Origin of the sequence: Bacillus sp. LM 4-2 (assembly GCF_000978495.1) — a bacterium.
Lineage (GTDB): Bacteria > Bacillota > Bacilli > Bacillales > Bacillaceae > Bacillus > Bacillus subtilis.
The window spans coordinates 3,089,809-3,112,036 of the sequence record NZ_CP011101.1 but is presented as its reverse complement, the minus strand read 5'-3'; the positions used below and the strand labels follow the sequence as shown (position 1 = coordinate 3,112,036).

Here is a 22,228-nt window from a genome sequence, read left to right as displayed (position 1 = left end):
TTTGAAACATATTGATAAAATCATTAGCCATCTAGTAAACAACCCGGAAGCGTTTGATCAATTTAAGAATGGGAACTTAACCTTGCTAAATATAAATGAAAAAGAAAAGAAAGCAATATTATACGCGTTTGAACAAGGAGAGGTGCCAAGAACAAGCAAGTGGCCTCCAATAGAAGCTATTAGTAATTTTTTTGAGGATGATAAAAGAAAAAGTTTGATTTAATTACGGGATGATGTGATGTACAGATATATTAACGTCTATAAATATTTGTCTCTAGTTTTTATCATTTTAAGTTTTATTTATGTTATATACCTCTCGTATAGCTTTGCTTTTAACATCTTCGTAGGTGCGGATGTAAAGATAAATGAACAGGGTAAGTTAGAGGTCACCAATGTTTTAGATTATACAGATGAATATTATTCATGTGTGAAAAAGGGAGATATCATTCTTGAAGTAAATGGGGAGAAAGGCAGTGATATTCAATTAAAAAGTGGAAGATTGGTCAATGTAGAAAGTTTAATTGTTGAGAGAGATAATAAATCATTTCATTTACAAAATGTAAGCCTAATCAGTGAAGAAAATTTATTTATGTATCTCATTCCTGTAATATCTTATTCAATCTGTTTATTTTGTATATTTTTTATTTATAGAATAAATAAAGTAAGAAAATCAACTTCTGCTTATATTTTAATTTTATTTTTGTTATTTGTATCAGTAGCGTATGTAAGTGCATGTGGAGCAAGAAGAGGTGAAGAGATAAGCACTTATCTGCTTGTTCTTACTTTAGTCAGTTGTCCGGTGTTATATATTCATTTTATATATAAATACTTTATAGAATTAGGAACAAAGTTATTCGAAAAGAAGATTTTAATCATTATGTATATGCTCCCGCTAATAAATCTTTTATTAGAGGACGTTCTGAGTAATAGATTAAAATCTTCGGCTTTTTTGTCTAATCTGAATTTGATTTCATTTTTTGTCCTAGTTCTTACTGTATCGATTCTTATCCATAAAGGGATAAGAAAATTTAAACAAAAAGAGCAAAAGTCAATTTTGAAAGTCCTTGCTTATACAAATATCTTTTCTTTCAGTCCGTTTATTGTCTTTTTTGCTGTTCCATATGTGTTTTTCGAGAAGTATGTCTCACCTTTTAGTTTGGCTGCTTTTACACTTGTTATACCTTTTTCTTTAGTATATCAATTTATGACTAATAGACTTTATAATATCGACTTTGTTGTGGGGCGGCTTAAGTACTACGGTTTTTTAGCCATTACACCTACTATTATCGTAGTGACCATCTTTAATTACATTCAGCAACCAAAGGATATCTTTTATTTAGTTAAACTAACAATTGCAATATATGTTCTTATGTTTGCCGTTTTTTACTTTAAAGAAATCATTGATTTTCGTTTCAAGTTGAAAAGATTTACAGAGAAATTTAATTATCAAGATGGGATTTTTAAATTTACTCAGTTGATTAAGCAAGCATCATCAGTAGATCAAGTACTTAATCACTTTAAAAATACAATCCTAGAAGTATTAAACATAGATAATGCTTGCGTGTATGATAATTCTAAAGGGGAAATCACCCTTCTTAGTAAGAACAACTTTAAAGATCTGACTTATAAAAATCATGAGCAATATGTGAAAAATTTTTCTGGTGATATCGGTAAAATTAAAGAGTTTAAACAAGGTTTTATTATTAAAATAGGTGAACGAGGAGACAGATCATTTTTAGTACTCTGTTTCTCAAGTTATAATACTTTTAAGTTAACAAGGGATGAAATTGCATGGCTTCAAACATTAGCATTTTATACAAATGTCTCATTGGAAAACGTTATGAAAATCGAAGAATTGATGGTGCATCTTGAGGATTTAAAACAACAAGAATCCAACCCCGTATGGCTCAAAAAACTCATGTACACGATCGAGGAAAAACAACGCTCGGATCTCGCCCGCGATCTCCACGATTCGGTTCTTCAGGATTTGATTTCCTTAAAACGCCAGTGTGAGCTGTTTTTGGGTGATTTCAAGAAGGATGATAATCCGTGCCGTGAAGAGGTGCAGGACAAGCTTGTACAGATGAATGAGCAGATGTCTGATGTGATTTCGATGACGAGGGAGACGTGTCATGAGCTGCGGCCGCAGCTTCTGTATGATCTTGGGCTGGTCAAGGCGCTGTCGAAGCTGGTGGCGCAGCAGCAGGAGCGGGTTCCGTTTCATATTCGTTTAAATACCGGGAGATTTACGGCTTCCCTTGATCTGGATTCGCAGCTGAATTTGTACCGGATCATTCAAGAGTTTCTGTCTAATGCGGTCAAGCACTCTCAGGCGACGGATGTGCTGATTATGCTCATCAGTATTCAAAACAAAATCGTTCTTCATTATGAGGATGATGGCGTAGGGTTTGATCAGGAAAAGAATACTGAGCATTCCATGAGCATGGGGCTTTCTGGCATTAAGGAGAGAGTCAGGGCTTTAGATGGGCGCCTTCGGATTGAAACAAGTGAAGGAAAGGGCTTTAAGGCTGATATTGAAATCGAATTGTAATGGATTTATAACGGAAACGACTTGGCACAGGCCAAGTCTTTTTTATAAAATGGAAAAGAGTGAGTAAAAGGGAGGAAAACATGAAAAAGATACTAGTGATTGATGACCATCCGGCTGTCATGGAAGGCACCAAGACAATTTTGGAAACGGATTCGAATTTGTCTGTTGATTGTCTCAGTCCTGAACCGAGCGAACAGTTTATCAAGCAGCATGATTTCTCGTCATATGATCTCATTTTAATGGATCTGAATCTAGGCGGCGAGGTCAATGGGATGGAGCTTTCTAAACAGATTTTACAAGAGAATCCTCATTGTAAAATTATCGTGTATACCGGTTATGAGGTCGAGGATTATTTCGAGGAAGCGATTCGTGCGGGTCTGCACGGTGCCATCAGCAAAACGGAATCTAAAGAAAAGATCACCCAATACATATACCACGTACTCAACGGAGAAATTTTAGTCGATTTTGCTTACTTTAAACAGCTGATGACTCAGCAAAAAACAAAGCCGGCTCCTTCCTCTCAAAAAGAACAAGATGTGCTCACACCTAGAGAATGCCTGATTCTTCAAGAAGTTGAAAAGGGATTTACAAACCAAGAAATCGCAGATGCCCTTCATTTAAGCAAGCGGTCCATTGAATACAGCTTGACATCGATTTTCAATAAGCTGAATGTCGGTTCACGGACGGAAGCGGTTTTGATTGCGAAATCAGACGGTGTACTTTAAATGTTGGGGGTGTAGATGATGGATACGAAACACACATTGCTTGAAGCGCTTGGTATAGAGATTGTTGAAAACACAGCGGAACGATGCGTTGCGGTCATGCCGGTGGATCATCGGACGGTTCAGCCGTTCGGATATTTGCATGGGGGCGCTTCAGTGGCCCTGGCGGAAACAGCGGCGAGCGCAGGTGCACAGAACCTGATTGATCATTCAACACAGGCTTGTGTCGGTTTGGAGATTAACGCCAACCATTTAAAATCTGTAAAGGAAGGAACGGTAAAGGCGGTAGCCGAGCCCGTTCATATCGGCAGAACGACGATTGTCTATCACATTCACATATATGACGAGCAAGAGAGGCTGATCTGTATATCCAGATGCACGCTGGCTGTCATCAAGAAATAAAAAAACAGCCGGAACTCTGCCTGTCCGGCTGCTATTATTTTTATAGATAAGAATCCTCTTTTCGTTTAATCACAAAGTTTCTGATTCCGTTATAGTCATCCTGTACGCTTCTCTCATCAAGCTTGACGCCGGAGTTATACGCAGCACGGCAGATCAAGTGCCCGCCGATAGGCGACGTAATAAAGATAAAGAGAATCCCAAGCAGGATTTTAGCGGAGAGCTCCCCCGTCACAAACCACAAATAGAAGAAGACACCGAGCAGAATCATATTGACACCTAATGTTGAGCCTTTAGAAGCAGCATGAGCGCGTGTAAACACATCGGGAAGGCGAAGTACGCCAAATGAAGCAATGAGGCATATTAGAGCACCCAGCAAAATGAATACAGCCACAACGACCTTAGCGGTTTCGATCATTTTCGATAATCTCTCCTTTCTCCAGGAACTTGGAAAATGCGATCGTTCCGATAAACGATAAAATCCCCAGCAACAAAATAATATCCAAAAACGCACTTGTTTTCAGCAAAATGGAGACAAGCGCCGTGATTGCGATCAGATTGATGCCGATTGCATCCAGAGCCACGACCCGGTCAGGCACAGTCGGCCCTTTAATGACACGAATGACATACAAAAAGGTAGACACTGCCATAATGCCGAGCGCGATTTGCAGGATCAGCGTAAACATCACCGGCTCACCTCCTGTATGGCTTTTTCAAATGACTCCCGAATATCAAAAATCGCTTTTTCCGCATCCTCGATATCCATTGCATGAATATAAAGTATTGTTCTGTCATCTGAAATATCCATCACCAAGGTTCCCGGCGTTAATGTAATGAGCAGAGAAAGCAGGGTGATTTCCCAGTCCTTCGTCAGTTCAGTTTTAAAAGCAAAAATACCCGGTCTGATATTCAGTTTTGGAGATAAGACTGATTTCATCACACTGACATTGGCAAGGTACAGTTCCTTTATAAAAATGAAACAGAGCTTGATGATAGAAATCAATTTCCATAGATAAAACTGGCGAGTGAAAAAGCGCCGGAAGAAAAAGAGAGAGAGCATTCCCAGAATATAGCCTGTAATGAATCCTGCGGCGCTTGGACTGTTGCTCAAGAACATCCAGCAAAAAGCGAGAAACACATTTAATAAAATTTGAAATGCCATGCGATCTACTCCTTCAGAACAGCTTCGATATATTTTTCCGGATTCAGCAGCGTCTCGGCCGCTTGATCAACGTAAGGCGACACCCATTCTGTACCCAACCCGAAGAGAAGAGACAGCAAGAGAAAAATAGCTGCCGGATAAAGAAGTCCTTTAGCTGTTCGATGATTTGGTTTTGGCGTTTCTTTTTCTTCGCCCCAAAACGCATGTATAAAGACCCTCAGCACAGAGTACAGTACGAGCAGACTCGAAAGCAGAATCAGCATGGATATCGTAAATTCACCTTCTGCGAAGCCGCCCTCCGCAATTTTAAATTTGCCGACAAATCCGCTCAGTGGCGGAATGCCTGCAAGAGAAATAGCGGAAATGAAAAACATCCATCCAAGAACAGGATAGCGTTTGATCAGCCCGCCCATTTTATGCAGGCTCGCGGTTCCAGTCAATGCGATCAGCGTACCCGCCAGCATAAACAAAGCGCCCTTAATCAGCATATCGTGAATTAGATAGTAGATCGCGCCCTGAATGGATGCGGGGGTGTGTACTGCCACACCGAACAAAATCACGCCGACAGCGGTAATAATGTTATAGATCACAATTTTCATGACATTCGAATAAGCGAGTGAACCGATGACACCGAAAATCACAGTCAGCGCCGCCAGCCAAATCATCAGCTGATGGGTAAAGGCAGTATCGTGAATAAAAATCAATGTGAAAACCCTCGTAATCGCATATAACCCGACTTTTGTCAGCAAAGCGCCGAACAACGCGGAGATTGCCGCCGGTGGCGCGTAATAAGAGCCTGGAAGCCAAAAGTAGAGGGGGAAGATTCCGCCCTTCATGCCAAATACCAAAAGCAGCAGGACACCAATCACAGTGATCAGCCCGGTTTGTCCTGATTCGCTGATTTTCACGCTAAGATCCGCCATGTTTAACGTACCGGTTACAGCGTATAAAAAGCCGACCCCTATGACAAACAGGGCAGACGATACAATATTAAACACAATATATTTAAGGGATTCCCGCAGCTGAATTTTTGTGCCGCCTAATACAATCAGCATATAGGAAGCAATAAGCAGAAGCTCAAAAAATACGTACATATTAAATAAATCGCCTGTTAAAAACGCTCCGCTGACGCCGGCAAGCAAGAACTGAACGCCGGAGTAGTAAAAGGAGCGCTCCCGTTTTTCACCGACAGAACGGAAGGAATAAAGCCCAACCAATAAACCGATGACCGCTGTTGTGAGAACGAGAAGGCTGGCGAATTGGTCTGCGGCAAGCACAATGCCGTACGGCGCTTTCCATCCGCCTAGGCTGAGTGTCTGGATACCTTTTGTGAAGACAGTCTGTACAAGTATGCCGCTAATCACAATCCCGATGGCCGATGCCGCCGTGCTGAAGATTCTCATGAGCATAAGATTCTTCGTCATGAAAATCAGAAGAATAGCCGACAAAAGCGGGATCAGGATTGGCAAAATAACAAAATTATTCATGTTGATCATTTCCCCTCATTTGATCCATATCGTCCGATTTCAATTCCTGATAAGCGCGAAAGGCCATGACGAGTATGAATGACGTAACGCCAAAAGAAATGACAATTGCGGTCAAAATCAGGGCTTGCGGAAGCGGATCGACAAATGATTTGGCATGCTCGCTCAAAATCGGAGCAGCGCCTTTCTTTAATCCTCCCATAGTTAAAAGCATTAAATGAACGCCATGGCTTAACAGTGCTGTTCCGATAATGACGCGAAGCAGGCTTTTAGACAGCAGCAAATACGTGGCAGCCATAAAAATAATACCGGCTAATACAGCCATTAAGATTTCCATTATTCTTCCTCTCCAATCGTTTGAATAATGGTCATCGTTATGCCTACGACAACAAGATAAACGCCTAAATCAAATATCGTCGCTGTGGCGAGCTCCGTTTTCCCAAGGATCGGCAGCTGAAAGTATCCGAATGTGTGGGTTAAAAAAGGAAACCCAAAGACAAAGGAGCCAACGCCTGTTAATACAGCGAGCAGAAGGCCGGCTCCCGCGACATAAATGAAATTGACAGGCAAAAGGGAACGCACGGTTTTTAAATCATATGCCAGAAGCAAGAGAACGATGGAAGAGGACGTGATCAGTCCGCCGACAAAGCCTCCTCCGGGCGCGTTATGCCCTGATAAAAATAAATAGAAAGAGAAAAGCAAAATGATAAAGGATACAAGCTTTGTCGCGGTTTGAAGAATCAAGTCATTTGTTTTTTGTTCATTCACCGCTTTTCCCCTCCTCTTTTACTTTTGTTTTAATCATGCTGTAAATGCCGAGAGCGGCTATTGTTAATACCGTAATTTCAAACATTGTATCAAATCCCCTGAAATCAACAAGAATGACATTGACGACATTATCCCCTCCGCCGAGATCGTGGCTATGTTTGACAAAGAAGGACGCAATGCTGTCTTTTGTCCGCTGGCTTGAGGATGCGATACCGAGCAGAGTAACGATAACACCGACGCCTAAAGAAATGATAAAATTCGTCATCCGGAACGTTCTCGTTTTTGTTTTCAGCCTCAGTTTCGGCAAATGGTAGAAGCAAAGCAGAAACAGTGCCACAGAAATCGTTTCAATGACGAGCTGAGTCAATGCCAAGTCCGGCGCTCTGAAAATGACAAAAAACAATGCAAGCGTATAACCGACAACACCGAGTGCAATGATCGCCGTCAGTCTTGACCTAGCAAAAACAGTCGCCACTGTGGCGCTGATCATGACAAGCGTCAAAATGATTTCGTATACACCGATTTTAGCCATGCCTTCCGTTTTAAATGAAAATCCGCCTTTAATGGCAAAAGCTCCGCCTATCAGAATGATGAAACCAGCGAAGATATACAGCAAATAATCTCTTAAAAACCCGGTCATATATTGTTTTGTGACCCGGTAAGAGCCTTTCTCCATCAGAGTCAAAAGCTTATCGTATAACCGGTTGAGTGTGAGTTTCGAAGGAAACAGTTTATAGATTCCTTTCCACTTATTCAGCGACAAATAACCAATTGTTCCGATCACAACAATACCCGCAGTCATGAGCAATTCCGTTGTAACCCCATGCCACTGTGAAATGTGAACGTGGAATTTCTCATGGCCGGCAAGCAGTGTCGGATAGATTGAGTTCATCGCAGGCTCTATCAGGCTGTACGACAATATATTCGGGAAAAAGAAGAGACTGACAGCCAAAGCGACAAGAATGACCGGTGGTACGAGCATGCCGACAGGCGCTTCGTGAGCCTGTTTTTCAAGCTGTTCAGGCTGGTAATTTCCTCTGAATGTTTTAAACAGCAATTTCATGCTGTAGATAAACGTAAATACACTTCCGATCCAGGCGAAAAGAGGGAACAGAACGCCCCATGTCTGCACGTTGAACAGGTCAAAATGTGTCACGCGAAGCATGCTTGTGAAAAACATTTCTTTACTCAAAAATCCGTTAAACGGCGGTAAGCCGGCCATTGAAAATGTCCCGATTAAGGAAATGGTAAATGTAATCGGCATAATCGCCATCAGGCCGCCTAGCTTCCGGATATCCCGTGTGCCTGTTTCGTGATCGATAATCCCGACTGCCATAAACAAGCTTCCTTTAAAGGTTGCGTGGTTGATTAAATGGAAAATGGCAGCCATAGCGGCAACTGTATAATATTCTGTATGGCCGTAATGAAGGGCCGCAGCACTGACTCCGAGCATGGAGATGATCATGCCGAGCTGGCTGACGGTTGAAAACGCCAAAATCGATTTTAAATCAGTTTGTTTCACGGCATGGAATGAACCCCAAACCATCGTAAAGAGGCCAACGAGGGACACGATCCAAAACCACTGAGCTGAAAAGGCGAAAATAGGACTGAATCTCGCAATCACATAAATGCCGGCTTTTACCATAGTAGCTGAATGGAGATAAGCGCTGACAGGCGTCGGAGCTTCCATCGCGTCAGGGAGCCAGATGTAAAAAGGAAATTGCGCTGATTTCGTAAAAGCCCCTAATAAAATGAGAATCATAGCCGGGATAAACAATTCGTGGCCGGCAATTAATTGAACCTGATGAACCATCTCTCGAATACTGAAGGAATCCGTTATCAAATAAAGGAGAATAAATCCGCCGAGCATGCACAGCCCGCCGCTGACCGTAATCAAAAGTGATTTGGCTGCGCCATAGCGCGACTTTTCCCGCTTATACCAATAGCCGATCAGCAAAAAGGATGAAAGGCTTGTAAGCTCCCAGAACATGTAGAGAACCATGACATTGTCTACTAGAACGACACCGAGCATGGCGCCCATGAACATCAATAAGTAGACATAAAAGGGCCCAAGCTGTTCTTTTTCTTTCGATAAATAAAAAATGCTGTAAAGAGTGACCAAAGAGCCAATGCCTGTGATCAGTAAAGCGAATAATAACCCGAGGCCGTCTATATAAACGGTAAAGTTAATGCCGAGTGACGGAATCCACTCTAATACCGATCGAAGTGTTTCTCCAGACTGTGTCATCCTGATCATTGGGAGAAAGTATATAAACAGCAAGACGGGCAGGATCAACACAAACCAGCCCGTATGCACTCTTTTTGCGTATTTTGCCAAGAAGGGAATGATAAAAGCAAATAAAAAAGGCGATAAAATAGCAAGATGTAAGAGCTGCAAAGATAAGACCTCCTTTTCTCGTTCTCAATTGAAAAATGCGCTATGTATGAAATATACGGTCAAACGACCTAGTCCAAATTATATCGCACTTTTCTGCAAGCTGCCACGCTTCGAACTGCTGTAATGGGTTTTTATGAGTTCTTTTGACCTCAAAATAAGTCTAACAAAAAAGAGGTTATTTGTATATTTAAAATCAATCCTGATCAAGCTGAAGGAAAGGAGCTGGTCATGTGAAAACAAAAGTCGTGATGTGCTCAGGTTTATTCTGCTCAGTATTTGCAGGGGCATTCATGTTGAATCAATATGACGGGCGCAGCGGTGTGGCGGCTAGTGATGAGTGGGAGCTGTATTTACTGGAGCACCACCTGTCAGCCAGAATGAGTGAGACGGAATCAAAGGATCTGCCGTTTGGTCCCCGAGAGTATATTCGGATTGTGAATAAATAAAAAAAGAGTTCCGCATAAAACGGAACTCTTTCTGTTTATGAAGTGAAAAAACGAAGCAGCACTGTCGCGCAAATAACTGTGCCTGCACCGCCGAGACGGGTTGAAATTTGGGCAAACGGCATAAGGCCCATTCTTCCTGATGCCGATAAAATGGCAACATCACCCGTTCCGCCGAGACCGCTGTGGCAGCAGGTAACGATTGCGGATTCAACCGGATACATGTTCATCAGCTTGCCTACGAAATATCCAGAACCAATCATCGCGATAACAACTGAAATACAGATGATGACAAACGGTATAGAAATCACAGACGCTACGTCATCCAACGGAATAAAGAGGATGCCGAGACCGACCATCAGCGGCCATGTAAAGCTTGAAGAAATAAACTTATAAAGCTGGTAAGCGCCTTCTTCCATTTTTTTCGGAAGAATATTTGCATACTTGACAGCCGCAGCTGAAATAATCATTAAGATCGCGCCCGGGATGAAGATGAATTTCTCCAATAACCCGCCAAAAATAAAGAATGTACACGCGAGCAGAACTCCTGCTCCCATTAGTTTAAAATCAATTTTTGCTTCGGCTTCTTTTTGATTGAAAATCTCATTTGCTTTTTTAGATTTTACGAGACGTCCGTTCCCATTTAGATCTGGACGCTTGTCGCCAAGCTTTTTCATTAAGGCTGCACATATGATAGCAAAAACGTTTCCTATAATTGCGGCTGGCACCAGCTGAGACACAAATACATCGGCGGATGAGCCCAGTATTTGTGAATAGGCGATTGAAAGCGGCAAAATCCCTTCACCTATTCCCCCGGCAATAATCGGGACAACAACAAAGAAAAAGGAATCATAGGCACTATAGCCAAAAATAAATCCGACAAGGATGCCGGCTGCAACGGCCGCGATCGTTCCTGCAACCAGTGGAACGAACATTCTGATAAACCCCTGTATTAAAACAATTCTGTTCATACCGAGGATACTTCCCACAACAAGGCACGCGATATAGAAATAAAGGAAGTTAGACGTTTTCATCAAGTTGGTTACAGCGTCTAAAGATGTTGAATTCAGTACATTGTAAAAGACTAAAAATGAAGGAACAAACAAAGATAAAATAGCAGGGCCGCCAATATCCTTCAATATCGGTATGCGTTGGCCTATGTCTCCGAGAAACACACCAAGAATCATAATGATGGCAAACCCGCCAAGCATATTTGCCGGCAGCTCATTGTAATATGCTGCAAGAATAATAATAACAGCTAATACTGTGTATAATGGCAAAGGAATCACACCGATTTCCCAAGACCAAATTTTTTGAAACAGGTTTTTCTCCTGTGAGTCTTTTTGCTCAGGTGAAATTGTCCCCGTTTTTGGAATTGCTCCCATGTCATACACCCCCATGTATTGTTTGTTACAGTCTACAAGAAAGCGTTAACACTTCATATTTTTTTAAGTTAAAAAACTAATAAACAATTAAATTAAGAGGGTCTTTTGGATTAGAAAAAAAACCCTGAGAATCGTCTTCCCAGGGGAGAATGTTTTATCTTTTTCCTTTAATATAAGGCACGCCATTGGCTTTTGGCGCATCTGCCCGCCCGATAAAGCCGGTTAAAGCGAGAATCGTTAAGACATAAGGAGCCATCAGCATATACACATTTGGTATGTCTTTAAAAAGAGGGAGCAGCGATCCAATGATGCTTAAGCTTTGGGCGAATCCGAAAAACAGGGCGGCCCCCAGTGCTCCGATCGGATGCCATTTTCCGAATACAAGCGCTGCCAGGGCGATAAAACCTTGCCCGGAGATGGTAGAGTGCGTGAAATCAAGCGCAATTGTGGAGGCATATACGCCGCCGCCGAGACCGCCGAACAATCCGCTGATCATCACGCCGACGTAGCGCATTTTATATACGTTGATTCCCATCGTATCGGCCGCCATCGGATGCTCACCGACAGAACGGATACGAAGGCCGAACGGCGTTTTGAACAAGATAAACCAGGAAATAAAGGCAAGTGCTATTGCAAGAATAGACGTATAATAGACATCCGAAAAGAGGATCTTTCCCAAGACGGGAATATCGCCCAAACCGGGGATTTTCGTCTTATAAAAAGGCTCTGGAATTTTGTCTGTCTGCGCTTTGCCGTAGATCAGTTTGACGATAAATAAAGTTGCCCCAAGCGCCAGCATGTTAATGGCGACACCGCTGACTGTCTGGTCGGCGCGAAACGAAATCGCCGCTGCCGCGTGAATCAGTGAAAACAGGGCGCCTGCTGCCATGGCGGCAAGGAGCGAAAGCCAAGGTGCGGCGGCACCTAATTCCGGGCCTAAAAATAGATTAAATAGCACGCTGGTGAACGCCCCGATAATCATGAGGCCTTCTAAGCCGATATTTACAACGCCTGATCTCTCGGAAAACACGCCGCCGAGAGCAGTTAAAATAAGCGGGGCCGCATAGACGAGTGTGGCAGGGACAATGATAGATAAAATCTGCACAATGTCCACTTAGTTCGCCCCCTTTTTCTTCAATTTGCCCATGACGAAACGAATCGCATAGCTTGAAGCCACAAACAGAATAATAATAGCAATCACAATATCAACGACCTCTGATGGAACGCCTGATTCAATCGGCATATTTAATGCGCCGATTTTCAGCCCGCCAAGCAGGCATGCTGCCAGTACAACGCCGATGGCTGTGTTTCCCCCGAGAAGAGCGACAGCGATACCGTCAAAGCCTACGCCGGTAAATGCGCCTTTCACTGCGGCGTATTCGAATGTTCCTAGCCCCTCCATGGCTCCGGCAAGGCCTGCAAAAGCGCCGGAGATAAGCATGGAGGTCATGATATTCTTCCGCACGCTCATGCCGGCATACTGGGAAGCGTGCTGGTTAAACCCGACCGCCCGGAGCTCAAATCCTTTTGTAGTTTTGTTGATGATAAACCACATGATAACTGCTGCGAGAAGGGCAACGATGATTCCCAAATGCAGCCGTGAGTAATCGGTGATCTGTTCAAGAAAAGGAGAGCGGAGGGAGGCGGATTCGTGAATTTTCCCCGTCTTGTCCTGATGATCTGTCAAGACGTTTGAAATGATGTAATTGGTCATGTGCAGCGCGATATAATTCATCATAATGGTGACAATGACTTCATGAACGTAAAATCGCGCTTTCAAAATGCCGGGAATAAACCCCCATAATCCTCCTGCAGCTGCCGCTGTAATCAATGCGAGCGGCAAGTGAATATATGCCGGTCCGTCAAACGCCGTACCGACCCAAACCGCTGCTGTCCAGCCGACGAGCAGCTGTCCCTCGACACCGATATTAAAGAGTCCGGTTCGGAATGCAAAGGCGACAGCCAATCCGGATAAAATATAAGGCGTAATTTGCCGGATTGTTTCTCCGACATAATAGATTTCTCCGAATATCCCATTCCACAAAGCCGAATATCCGCTAGCCACACTGTAGCCGCTCACAAGCATAATCAACGCGCCGGCCGCAAGACCAAGTATGATTGCGATGAGCGGCACGAGTAAATGAGAGAGTCGTTTAACCATTTGCTTTCCCCGCTTCCTTTTGCGTGCTTCCTGCCATCAAGAGACCAAGCTCCTGTTCAGTGGTTTCCTGCGGATTAACGCTGGCGATAATGCGTCCTTCAAAAATAACGGCGATTCTGTCACTGAGATTCATAATTTCTTCAAGCTCAAACGAGAGGAGAAGAACGGCTTTCCCGGCATCACGCTGCTCAATGAGCTTTTTATGGACAAATTCAATCGCTCCGACATCAAGGCCGCGAGTCGGCTGGGCGGCAATTAATAAATCAGGATTTCGGTCTATTTCCCGCCCGATAATCGCTTTTTGCTGGTTTCCGCCTGACAATGCCCGAGCGTGTGTATATTCATCCGGCGTTCTGACGTCGTACTCGCTGATCAGGCTGCGTGCTTTTTTGTACATTTCGCCTTTATGTAAAACGCCCAATGCTGAATACGGCTTTTTGTAATAGCTTTGCAGCAGGATATTCTCTCCGATTGGAAAATCAAGGACGAGACCGTGTTTATGGCGATCCTGAGGAATATGCCCGATCCCGGATTCAGTGATTTTTCTTGGCGTCAGGTTTTGGATCTGTTTTCCGTTTAAGGTGATTGTTCCTGAATCTGTTTTGCGGAGTCCTGTCACCGCTTCGATCAGCTCTGATTGCCCGTTTCCGTCGACGCCTGCTATGCCGACTATTTCTCCCGCTTTGACAGAAAGAGACAAATCTCTGACTGTCTCTATTCCGCGGGTATCCTTTACAGTTATGCCGTCAATCGCAAGCACTTCCGCTCCCGGCTGAGCAGCTCTCTTTTCAGTTTTGAACGATACCTCGCGGCCGACCATTAGACTGGCGAGTTCGTCTTGGTTTGTATCACGGACATCAAGGGTTTTGATGCCTTTTCCTTTACGGATAACCGTAACGCGGTCACAAATCTCCATAATCTCTTTCAGCTTATGGGTGATTAAGATGATGGACTTCCCTTCTTTGACCAGGTTCTTCATAATTTGCATCAGTTCCTTAATTTCATGAGGCGTCAAAACAGCCGTCGGTTCATCAAAAATCAGAATGTCGGCACCGCGGTAGAGGGTTTTTAATATTTCTGCGCGCTGCTGCATACCGACTGATATGTCAGCTGCTTTTGCTTCAGGATGGATCTGCAGGCCGTATCGATCGGAAATGTCCTGCACCTCTTGGCCAGCACGCTTCCGGTCAATTCTGCCAAACTTCTTTGGCTCCTTCCCGAGAATAATATTTTCAGCAACTGTAAAGGTGTCAACAAGCATAAAGTGCTGGTGCACCATTCCAATTCCAAGGTCATTCGCTTTGTTCGGGCTGTTGATGTGCACCTTCTCGCCGCGCACCCGAATTTCACCCCGCTCCGACTGATACAGCCCGAAAAGGACATTCATCAATGTTGATTTCCCCGCTCCGTTTTCACCGAGCAACGCGTGTATTTCGCCTTTTTTGACTTGAAGATTGATATTGTCATTGGCGACGATACCTGGAAACTCCTTGCGGATATTGAGCATTTCAATGACATATTCCATTGATTGACCGCTCCTTTATTTCAAAATAAAAGAAAAACAAGGGATAAGGGCTCGACCTCCTTATCCCTGCGATTCTTATTCAGCTTTGAAGGTTTTGAGCTCTTTCTCAGTTGCCGGGACTTCCAATCCGTCGATGATTTTTTTCTTCCATTTATCGACCGCTTTGATCACATCATCCGATAGATTTTGTTTAGATGGAGAAATGCCGACTCCGTCTTGATCAAGCCCGTAGGTAAGTGTTTCGCCGCCCGGGAACTTTCCGTCACTCGCTTTTTTCGTTACATCTTCAACGACTGTATCTACTTTTTTCACCATGGAAGTGAGGGTGACGTTATCATCTGTTCCTTCTACCTGGCCTTCTGCGTATTGGTCTTTATCGACACCGATGACCCAGACATCGCGTTTTGGATCTTCTTTTTTCAGGTTTTTCGCTTCAGTAAAGACGCCTGTGCCAGTGGCGCCCGCAGAGTGATAAATAACATCTACGCCTGATTTATACATGCTTTCGGCGGTTGCTTTACCGACATCGGCTTTATCGAAACCCCCTGCGTATTTCACTTCTACAACGGCTTTAGGGTTAACTGCTTGCACGCCGGCACGGAAGCCGACCTCGAATTTTTTGATCAACTCTGATTCCATGCCGCCTACAAAGCCGATTTTTCCTGATTTGCTTGATAGGGCTGCGGCCACTCCGACGAGAAATGAGCCTTCCTGCTCTTTAAACGTAATACTTGCGACGTTGTCTTTATCGACAACAGCATCTATAATCGCAAAGTTTGTATTTTTACGCTGGTCAGCAATTTCGCTGATTGAATCCTCCATTAAGTAGCCGACGCCGTAAATTAAGTCAAAATTCTCACGCGCCAATTTATTTAAGTTCGTTGTATAGTCTGCATCAGATTTGGATTGAAGATAGTCGTAACCGTTTTTGCCTTTTTTCAGCCCATTCTCTTTCCCAAAGGCTTGGATGCCTTCCCAGGCTGATTGGTTGAAGGATTTGTCATCCACTCCGCCTACGTCAGTAACCATCGCCACACTGAATTTGTTTTTGCCTTCGCCTGAGCCGCTGCTTTTTTCGCTGTTTCCGCATGCTCCTAATATGGTGCCTGCTGCGATCACAAGTGACATCGCCAATCCGATTTTTCGTTTATTCAAGATATAACCCCCCAGAAAAATTTGGTTCAAAGCTGATCCGGCCAGTCATGTGATGGGCTGTCCTGAACAATTTCTTAGAATCGATAAAATTTTCTGATAATAACAAATGGAATGCGCTGAGACAGTTCTATTCTTCCCTGAATAAGCGTGGTGTGAGTATTTCCTTCGAAAGGCGGGGAAGAGAAGGATGCGGAAGGCGTTCCGGGCGGAAAACCGTGACATCGTTTTCTGAAGTAAGACTTATGACTTAGTTTTTCGGGATCAACTAACCAATCATAATTTATCATTTAACTAATAAGAAATAAATAGAATTTCGCATAATTTTTTAAAAATTATCTATTTTTAGAATTATTTGCTTAAAAATGTGAAAGCCCTTTGTTATTCTTGTATAACTTATCAACAATAGAATCAAGCATCTTGGCAAGAGATATGACAGAAAAACGCACTGCTCAAAGCAAGCAGTGCGTTTTCTTATAGATATTGCTTTATTCCGTTAATGTTACTGTTGTTGACGTTGTACTGAAACACAGGTCTTCCGATCGTTCCGTACGCCATTTCTACATTCAGAACCTGTATATCTTCAAGAAACTTTAAGTATTTTCGTATGGATACTTGAGAGATTTCTGTGTGCTTTGCCAAGTCTTCTGTCGTAAAAGATTCATTTTCAAATGACTGGATACTGGACCAGATCAGCTTCAGCGTGCTTTTTGTCAGGCCTTTAGGAAGCTGCACTTTTTCTGTTGCTTCTTTCTTTTGAAAAAGCTCGGCGTCCAGTTCTTTTTGGCTCATGTTGCGATGGGTTGAATACACCTTTTGTTTTCGTCTGTAATCAGACAGAGCCGTTTGGAATCGTTCAAATTCAAACGGTTTGATTAAATAATCAACAGCTCCGTACCGAAGTGTTTTCTTGATCACGTCAAGCTCGCTGGCCGCTGAGATGACAATCACGTCAACCGCTTCATTTTGGGCTCTCAATTCCGTCAGCAGTTCCAGCCCGTTTTTTCCCGGCATATAAATATCAAGCAAAATGAGGTCAATATGGTGCTCCCCTAAAATATGCAGAGCGCTTTGAAAGGAAGAAGCGATGCCTTTCAGCTGAAAGCCATCTATTTGGCTTAAGTATCGTTTATTTAATTCACCCACCATGGGGTCATCTTCAACTATTAGTACATTAATCATGATTTTCCTCCTTCGGTTCGTACGGGATGCGAATACTGAATGTCGTTCCTTCATTCTTTTCGCTTGTGAGGATCATTTGGCCTTTTAAATTTTCGATGCTTTGCTGTGTGAAATAAAGGCCGAATCCCCGGTTTTTGCCCTTTGTTGAATAGCCTTGTTCAAATACTTTGGCTTGGTCTTCTTCAGACATGCCTGCTCCAGTATCGGTAATTTCAATGTCCAGTATGCTGTTATGGAAGCGCATGGACATGGTGATTTGTTTTTTCGGCATATCGGCAACGGCATCTAAGCCATTGTTGATGAGATTTCCGATGATTGTAATAAGTTCATGGATGACAGAAGGGTCTGCCGCGTTCGGGATGACACCGTTGCATTCAATATCAAGATTTGCGCCCTGCTCACGTATAAAGCTTTGCTTTCCAAGCAGAAAACCGGCCAGTACGGAGCTTTTGACATCATTTATAATTTCACTTGTTTCTGATTTTTGCTGTATGGCTATATCTTTAATATAATCTCCAAGATCATCATACTCTTTCAGCTGGACGAGACCTAATATCACATGCAGTTTGTTCATAAATTCATGAGACTGCGCTCTCAGTGCGTTTGCATACATTTTAACACCGGAAAGCTGTTCAGCTAAATGTTTTACCTCGGTCTTGTCGCGGAATGTTGCAATCGCTCCGACAGTTTGTCCTTTCAGCTGGATAGGAACTTCATTAAACACAAGCTCCAGCCCGTTAATGCGGACGTCTCTGTCTTGAAGAGGTTTTTTTGTCTCAATGACCTTTTTCAAGCGGCTTTTCGGCAAGATGTCGTCTACATCCTGATCAATGGGATTTGTGTTGATGCCCATTTTGACGAATAGGCGTTTTGCTTCCGCGTTGGCAAGTTTAATTTTGCCATGTTCATCGACAGCGAGTATTCCTTCCTTCGTCGATTCCAGCATCGCGCTCCGTTCTTCAAGCAGAGTCGCAATTTCATAAGGTTCAAGTCCGTACATGATATTTTTCACTGTACGGGCGACGATAACGGCTCCGATCACACCGACGAAGATGCTGACGCAAATAATAAAGTAAAGCGGCCGTAAGCTATGGCTGATCACTTCATCAATTTCATTTACGGTGATGCCGACCGCGACTGCACCGACTTGTTTTCCATTCTCCGCGTAGACAGGGACGAACGCTCTCTGCGATTTCCCGAGCGTGCCAGAGGCTGTGCTGATATGGACATGCCCTTTTAATACCTCGGACTCATCACCGCCTCTGAATTTTTTTCCGATTTTGCTCGGGTCAGGATGAGTTTTGCGGATACCGTTCATATCCATGACGACAACAAATTCCGTGCCGGTAATTTTCTGAACCCGCTTTGTGTAGCTCTGCAGTTCCTTTTGTTTTTTTCCGCTTTCTAAAGCAGCGGCTGTCATCGGCGCCTCAGCTACCATTTCAGCAGTCTGCAGCGCAGTGGCCTTTTCCTGATCTCTAATTCGTTTGGTGGTTTGGGCACCGACTGTAAAAAACGTAATGAGCAATGCGATTAATACAACGATACAAACAAATATGGTGAGTCTGGTTTGCAGTTTTAATGTTTTTTTCATATAAAACTTCCTTACGTTTTATGATTCCTGCGTACTACTTTACTCTCAAAATGCTGCTTTGTGAAGATTTGGGACCGTAATTCGTAAAAAGGAGAAAAAATGGAATAATTTATCTTGTCAATGTGTTTTAAGTCCTCCATAATAAATGAGGTAGATTATAGAAAGGGACTTTTTTATATGAAAAATACTTATTTGACAGGATATTTTCCGCTGATTGCGATCCTGCTTTTTAGTTCGTCCTTATCCATCTCAACTTCACTTTATGCGTTGAAGATGCTGTCTTCATTTGGAATGTATGATGGAATGCTCGATTATTTTTCAGAGAAAGGAATCAGGCTTGCGTTATTTGCTGCCTTTGCACTTTTATATTTTATGGTTCTGTCCGCTCTGAAATTAATTGCAAATACCGTGACCGAGCTGTCATTGCTGTTTTTTGCTAATGATCCGGAAGGGAACAACCTGAAAAAACTCAGAATGGGTTCCATGATTTATTTGGGCGGCGGGATTTTATCCTTTGTGCTCTTGCAAAATGTCATTTGGATTGTGATCTGGTTTGCGGTCGTCACGCTCGCTTACTTTGTGTTTACCGTGTACCGGATTTATTCGACGCTTTCTCTCATGTCATTAGTCGGATTCATTCTATTGGAACTGCTGTTTTGGTTTACCTTTGTTATCGGTATTCTGTTCATATTTATCAAGCTTTATAATAGCATAATGGCTAGCTTACCTGTGTAAGCTAGCCATTTCAGCGTTTGGTGGTCAGATTTGCGCTTCGTGCTCTGTACGCAATGAAACGGCGGCTAGATTCTCAGGTTTCCGCCGTTTCACAACTTCAAAAGTTTTCAATCACGCTGAATAGATGACAAAATCCTAAAACGAAGCCGTTTTAGGATTTTGTCAACAATCTGTGATGGCTAGCTTCCTAGCCATTTTTTATTTACGGTAAAAATCTTTTTTTAATGGAAGGGGAGGGGAGCATACATTCATTTTTTTTGCCAAACCACTTATAGCGGTTTTTGGCAATGAAAGAATAGACCATATCTCTGACAGGCTTCGGCACTGCGAAAAAAAGGACGAAGAGCCGCCATGGGCCTCGCAGATGCCTGAAAACCTTAATGGCTGCAGTTGACTTTGTGTACACTTGGCCGTCTTCAATAAAGACAAAGCTGTCAAACCGATCAGTCGGAAGCCCGCTTTTTTTCAGCAGGCTCTGTCCTGTTTCCGACTGCAGCGATGTGAAAGAAATCAATCCGTCCGGATCACGTTTAATGATAAATTGCACGGCGCCATTGCATAAATTGCAGACACCGTCAAACAGCAAAACGCGATTTGGAATTTGTTCTGAAGTCACCCCATATCCCCTCCGATCCTTTAATAAGCAGCTTGCAGCGTTCCTTTCCAGATGGAAAGCTGAGGGCTGATGCTGTGAAGATATTCAACGCTGGTCGGTGTGTCCTTTCCGACCCAGACACCCATTGTATACGTATCAGTCAGGCCGACAAACCACATATCGTGATAATCATTTGATGTTCCGGTTTTACCGCCGATGTAAGGCGCATTGAAATATGCTTTTTTCCCTGTTCCGCTTTTCACAACGGAAGACATCAGTTTTTTCAGCTGCATGTTCGTGCGGACGCTGAATATTTGAGTCGCTTTATCATTCCATTTATAAAGCGTTTTTCCTTTAAGGTCTGTCACCTTTGTAATCGCATGGCTCGGCGTATAGCTTCCGCTGTTGCCGAATGTCGTATAAGCCTTTGTCATCTCAAGAGGCGTCATGCCGTTTGTAAATCCGCCAAGCGCCGCCGGAAGAAGATAGTCACTGTCGACAAGTTTGGCAAAATGATACGGTTCAATATAACTGAATGCCTTTTGGATGCCGACGCGGTCGAGCATTCTAATAGCCGGTGTATTATATGAATTTTTAAACGCCGTATCAAGCGTCACTGTGCCGTAAGTGCGGTTATTGTAGTTTTGCGGACAGTAGTCTTTGCTGCAAAACTTGCTGGCATCAATGGTGCTGCTTCCTGTCGCGCCGGTCTGTTCAATATAAGGGCCGTAATCAAGAAGCGGCTTAATGGATGACCCCGGCTGCCTGTACGCCTGGTAGGCGCGGTTAAAGTCATATTTTTGATAGTTTTTCCCGCCGGATAGAGCGATGATTTGATGCGTCTGGTGATTAATCACAGCCGCTCCGCCCTGTACGTCCGCATACGGGAGCTTGGAATTCATTTGTGCCACAACTTGATTTTGCATGTACGGATCAAGTGCAGTATAAATTTTCACGCCGTCTTTCATCAGCGTGCTGACTCTTGCGGACAGCTCGTTCTCGATCTTTTCTTTTTGTTTTCCTGATGCTTTTTGAAGGCGTTTATCAAAGCCTTCTGATTCAGACACTAGCTGAGTGAATTCATCATTGACGTAGGAAACGTAGTCAGGATATTTGTCTTCTCTTTTTTCAACATCCAGTTTGATTTTTTGTTTTATGGCTTTTTTCAGCTCTTTGTCCGTAATGACCCCGGCATCTTTTAGCCCTTTAAGCAAACGTTCTTGACGGCTTTTCGTGTAGTCAAAATGCTTGAGAGGATCATATAATGTAGGGTTATTAGGTATAGCACAGATAAAAGCCATTTCTCCCACTGTGAGAGATTTCAGCGGTTTGCTGAAATAGAATTCAGCCGCTGAACCGACGCCATAAACACCATTGTTAAAATAAATGGTATTTAAGTAAGCTTCAAGAATTTCATTTTTCGTATATTTTTTCTCCAGCTGATAGGAATACGCGAGCTCTGTCAGCTTGCGGCTGAAGGAGCGTTCGTGGCTCAAATATAAGTTTCTTGAAAGCTGCTGTGTGATGGTGCTGGCACCCTGGTCAATTTTCTTGTCTTTTACGTTAGAAGCAGTAGCCCGCACCATTCCCATAAAGTCAAAGCCTTTATGCTCGTAAAAATGGCGGTCCTCAGATGTTAAGAAAATCTGTTTGACTTCCTCGGGAATCTTGTTAAATGGAACGAGCACACGGTTTTCGTGGTCGCTGACGATTTCCGAGACAAGGGAGCCGTCCCTGTCATACATGTAGCTGTTCTGAACAAGGCTGATATCTTTCAGATTAATATTTTTATCAAGCACCTGATCCAGGGACTTCATTTGTTTTACTTCTTTTCCGGAAGCGATAACTGTAAATGCAAACAATGGGATTATGCAAAGGAGCAAAATCCATCCGATTATTTTTCGTAACATGGTCACTCTCTTTTCTCCTAAATTCTAGCCATATCGTACCATTCTTTTGAGATTACGAGAAG

At 43.2% G+C, this 22,228-nt stretch carries 22 protein-coding genes; 6 read left to right on the top strand and 16 right to left on the bottom strand.

Annotated features, from left to right (window positions below; all coding sequences use genetic code 11):
• The first annotated feature begins 1 nt into the window (after position 1).
• The 4 genes from comX (at position 2) to bslm_RS15520 (ending at position 3,675) form a co-directional block, all read left to right on the top strand.
• Positions 2 to 223, top strand: coding sequence for a competence pheromone ComX (gene comX / locus bslm_RS15535; RefSeq protein ID WP_014480704.1), 222 nt, complete (start codon positions 2 to 4; stop codon positions 221 to 223).
• 15 nt (positions 224 to 238) lie between these two features.
• Positions 239 to 2,551, top strand: coding sequence for a sensor histidine kinase (locus bslm_RS15530; RefSeq protein ID WP_041332996.1), 2,313 nt, complete (start codon positions 239 to 241; stop codon positions 2,549 to 2,551).
• 80 nt (positions 2,552 to 2,631) lie between these two features.
• The gene (gene comA, locus bslm_RS15525) at positions 2,632 to 3,276 is read left to right on the top strand and encodes a two-component system response regulator ComA (protein ID WP_003220716.1); all 645 of its coding nucleotides are present in this window, start codon (positions 2,632 to 2,634) and stop codon (positions 3,274 to 3,276) included.
• 18 nt (positions 3,277 to 3,294) lie between these two features.
• Positions 3,295 to 3,675 (top strand): hotdog fold thioesterase, encoded by a 381-nt coding sequence (locus bslm_RS15520; RefSeq protein WP_014477831.1) that lies wholly within the window; start codon positions 3,295 to 3,297, stop codon positions 3,673 to 3,675.
• 40 nt (positions 3,676 to 3,715) lie between these two features.
• On the opposite strand, the gene mnhG is transcribed toward bslm_RS15520, so the two are convergent.
• From mnhG to bslm_RS15485, 7 genes are read right to left on the bottom strand one after another with little or no spacing between them, the layout of a single operon-like run.
• Positions 3,716 to 4,090, bottom strand: coding sequence for a monovalent cation/H(+) antiporter subunit G (gene mnhG / locus bslm_RS15515; protein ID WP_003244302.1), 375 nt, complete (start codon positions 4,088 to 4,090; stop codon positions 3,716 to 3,718).
• Positions 4,074 to 4,358 (bottom strand): Na(+)/H(+) antiporter subunit F1, encoded by a 285-nt coding sequence (locus tag bslm_RS15510; protein ID WP_003228814.1) that lies wholly within the window; start codon positions 4,356 to 4,358, stop codon positions 4,074 to 4,076. The genes mnhG and bslm_RS15510 overlap by 17 nt, the downstream gene beginning before the upstream one ends.
• On the bottom strand, positions 4,358 to 4,834 hold the full coding sequence (locus tag bslm_RS15505; RefSeq protein WP_003228815.1) for a Na+/H+ antiporter subunit E: 477 nt from the start codon (positions 4,832 to 4,834) through the stop codon (positions 4,358 to 4,360). Before bslm_RS15505 ends, bslm_RS15510 begins: the two co-directional genes overlap by 1 nt.
• 5 nt (positions 4,835 to 4,839) lie before the next feature.
• The gene (locus bslm_RS15500) at positions 4,840 to 6,321 is read right to left on the bottom strand and encodes a Na+/H+ antiporter subunit D (RefSeq protein ID WP_046381299.1); all 1,482 of its coding nucleotides are present in this window, start codon (positions 6,319 to 6,321) and stop codon (positions 4,840 to 4,842) included.
• Positions 6,314 to 6,655 (bottom strand): Na(+)/H(+) antiporter subunit C, encoded by a 342-nt coding sequence (locus tag bslm_RS15495; RefSeq protein ID WP_003220730.1) that lies wholly within the window; start codon positions 6,653 to 6,655, stop codon positions 6,314 to 6,316. The genes bslm_RS15500 and bslm_RS15495 overlap by 8 nt, the downstream gene beginning before the upstream one ends.
• On the bottom strand, positions 6,655 to 7,086 hold the full coding sequence (locus bslm_RS15490; RefSeq protein ID WP_038429537.1) for a Na(+)/H(+) antiporter subunit B: 432 nt from the start codon (positions 7,084 to 7,086) through the stop codon (positions 6,655 to 6,657). Before bslm_RS15490 ends, bslm_RS15495 begins: the two co-directional genes overlap by 1 nt.
• Positions 7,079 to 9,484, bottom strand: a complete 2,406-nt coding sequence (locus bslm_RS15485) for a Na+/H+ antiporter subunit A (protein ID WP_046381298.1) — start codon at positions 9,482 to 9,484, stop codon at positions 7,079 to 7,081. Before bslm_RS15485 ends, bslm_RS15490 begins: the two co-directional genes overlap by 8 nt.
• A gap of 230 nt (positions 9,485 to 9,714) precedes the next feature.
• On the opposite strand from bslm_RS15485, the gene bslm_RS15480 reads away from it, so the two are divergent.
• Positions 9,715 to 9,930, top strand: a complete 216-nt coding sequence (locus bslm_RS15480; protein WP_029318493.1) for a hypothetical protein — start codon at positions 9,715 to 9,717, stop codon at positions 9,928 to 9,930.
• 35 nt (positions 9,931 to 9,965) lie between these two features.
• Here the strand turns inward: bslm_RS15480 and maeN are convergent, their stop codons facing one another.
• The 7 genes from maeN to maeL form a co-directional block, all read right to left on the bottom strand.
• Positions 9,966 to 11,312, bottom strand: coding sequence for a sodium/malate symporter MaeN (maeN, locus tag bslm_RS15475; RefSeq protein ID WP_003244241.1), 1,347 nt, complete (start codon positions 11,310 to 11,312; stop codon positions 9,966 to 9,968).
• Positions 11,313 to 11,466: 154 nt separating this feature from the next.
• A complete protein-coding gene (gene nupQ, locus bslm_RS15470) occupies positions 11,467 to 12,426 on the bottom strand; it encodes a guanosine ABC transporter permease NupQ (protein ID WP_046381297.1) in 960 nt (319 codons plus the stop codon).
• Entirely contained in the window at positions 12,427 to 13,473 is a 1,047-nt protein-coding gene (gene nupP / locus bslm_RS15465; RefSeq protein ID WP_029318495.1) for a guanosine ABC transporter permease NupP, read from the bottom strand.
• Positions 13,466 to 14,998: a guanosine ABC transporter ATP-binding protein NupO gene (gene nupO, locus bslm_RS15460; protein ID WP_046381296.1), complete on the bottom strand. Its 1,533-nt coding sequence runs from the start codon at positions 14,996 to 14,998 to the stop codon at positions 13,466 to 13,468. The genes nupP and nupO overlap by 8 nt, the downstream gene beginning before the upstream one ends.
• A gap of 75 nt (positions 14,999 to 15,073) precedes the next feature.
• Positions 15,074 to 16,153, bottom strand: coding sequence for a guanosine ABC transporter substrate-binding protein NupN (gene nupN / locus bslm_RS15455; protein ID WP_015384509.1), 1,080 nt, complete (start codon positions 16,151 to 16,153; stop codon positions 15,074 to 15,076).
• A gap of 471 nt (positions 16,154 to 16,624) precedes the next feature.
• Entirely contained in the window at positions 16,625 to 17,332 is a 708-nt protein-coding gene (maeM, locus tag bslm_RS15450) for a two-component system response regulator MaeM (RefSeq protein WP_009968074.1), read from the bottom strand.
• Positions 17,325 to 18,926, bottom strand: coding sequence for a two-component system sensor histidine kinase MaeL (maeL, locus tag bslm_RS15445; RefSeq protein ID WP_003228835.1), 1,602 nt, complete (start codon positions 18,924 to 18,926; stop codon positions 17,325 to 17,327). Before maeL ends, maeM begins: the two co-directional genes overlap by 8 nt.
• Positions 18,927 to 19,103: 177 nt before the next feature.
• Between maeL and bslm_RS15440 the strand changes: the two genes are divergently transcribed.
• Positions 19,104 to 19,661, top strand: a complete 558-nt coding sequence (locus bslm_RS15440) for a YufK family protein (RefSeq protein WP_003228837.1) — start codon at positions 19,104 to 19,106, stop codon at positions 19,659 to 19,661.
• Positions 19,662 to 19,863: 202 nt separating this feature from the next.
• Here bslm_RS15440 and bslm_RS15435 read toward each other — a convergent pair whose 3' ends face one another.
• Both bslm_RS15435 and bslm_RS15430 read right to left on the bottom strand, forming a co-directional pair.
• Positions 19,864 to 20,277 (bottom strand): thiol-disulfide oxidoreductase DCC family protein, encoded by a 414-nt coding sequence (locus bslm_RS15435; protein WP_003228839.1) that lies wholly within the window; start codon positions 20,275 to 20,277, stop codon positions 19,864 to 19,866.
• A gap of 20 nt (positions 20,278 to 20,297) precedes the next feature.
• Entirely contained in the window at positions 20,298 to 22,172 is a 1,875-nt protein-coding gene (locus bslm_RS15430) for a transglycosylase domain-containing protein (protein WP_082098082.1), read from the bottom strand.
• Positions 22,173 to 22,228 lie beyond the last annotated feature (56 nt).

What these genes read in the sequence shown, in the direction of transcription:
- bslm_RS15505 (WP_003228815.1), bottom strand. Translation starts at nt 4,834, where the DNA reads ATGGCATTTCAAATTTTATTAAATGTGTTTCTCGCTTTTTGCTGGATG.
- bslm_RS15440 (WP_003228837.1), top strand. Translation starts at nt 19,104, where the DNA reads ATGAAAAATACTTATTTGACAGGATATTTTCCGCTGATTGCGATCCTG.
- maeN (WP_003244241.1), bottom strand. Translation starts at nt 11,312, where the DNA reads ATGGGAGCAATTCCAAAAACGGGGACAATTTCACCTGAGCAAAAAGAC.
- nupO (WP_046381296.1), bottom strand. Translation starts at nt 14,998, where the DNA reads ATGGAATATGTCATTGAAATGCTCAATATCCGCAAGGAGTTTCCAGGT.
- bslm_RS15530 (WP_041332996.1), top strand. Translation starts at nt 239, where the DNA reads ATGTACAGATATATTAACGTCTATAAATATTTGTCTCTAGTTTTTATC.
- nupP (WP_029318495.1), bottom strand. Translation starts at nt 13,473, where the DNA reads ATGGTTAAACGACTCTCTCATTTACTCGTGCCGCTCATCGCAATCATA.
- bslm_RS15510 (WP_003228814.1), bottom strand. Translation starts at nt 4,358, where the DNA reads ATGTTTACGCTGATCCTGCAAATCGCGCTCGGCATTATGGCAGTGTCT.
- bslm_RS15495 (WP_003220730.1), bottom strand. Translation starts at nt 6,655, where the DNA reads ATGGAAATCTTAATGGCTGTATTAGCCGGTATTATTTTTATGGCTGCC.
- mnhG (WP_003244302.1), bottom strand. Translation starts at nt 4,090, where the DNA reads ATGATCGAAACCGCTAAGGTCGTTGTGGCTGTATTCATTTTGCTGGGT.
- bslm_RS15520 (WP_014477831.1), top strand. Translation starts at nt 3,295, where the DNA reads ATGGATACGAAACACACATTGCTTGAAGCGCTTGGTATAGAGATTGTT.
- maeL (WP_003228835.1), bottom strand. Translation starts at nt 18,926, where the DNA reads ATGAAAAAAACATTAAAACTGCAAACCAGACTCACCATATTTGTTTGT.
- maeM (WP_009968074.1), bottom strand. Translation starts at nt 17,332, where the DNA reads ATGATTAATGTACTAATAGTTGAAGATGACCCCATGGTGGGTGAATTA.
- bslm_RS15500 (WP_046381299.1), bottom strand. Translation starts at nt 6,321, where the DNA reads ATGAATAATTTTGTTATTTTGCCAATCCTGATCCCGCTTTTGTCGGCT.
- comA (WP_003220716.1), top strand. Translation starts at nt 2,632, where the DNA reads ATGAAAAAGATACTAGTGATTGATGACCATCCGGCTGTCATGGAAGGC.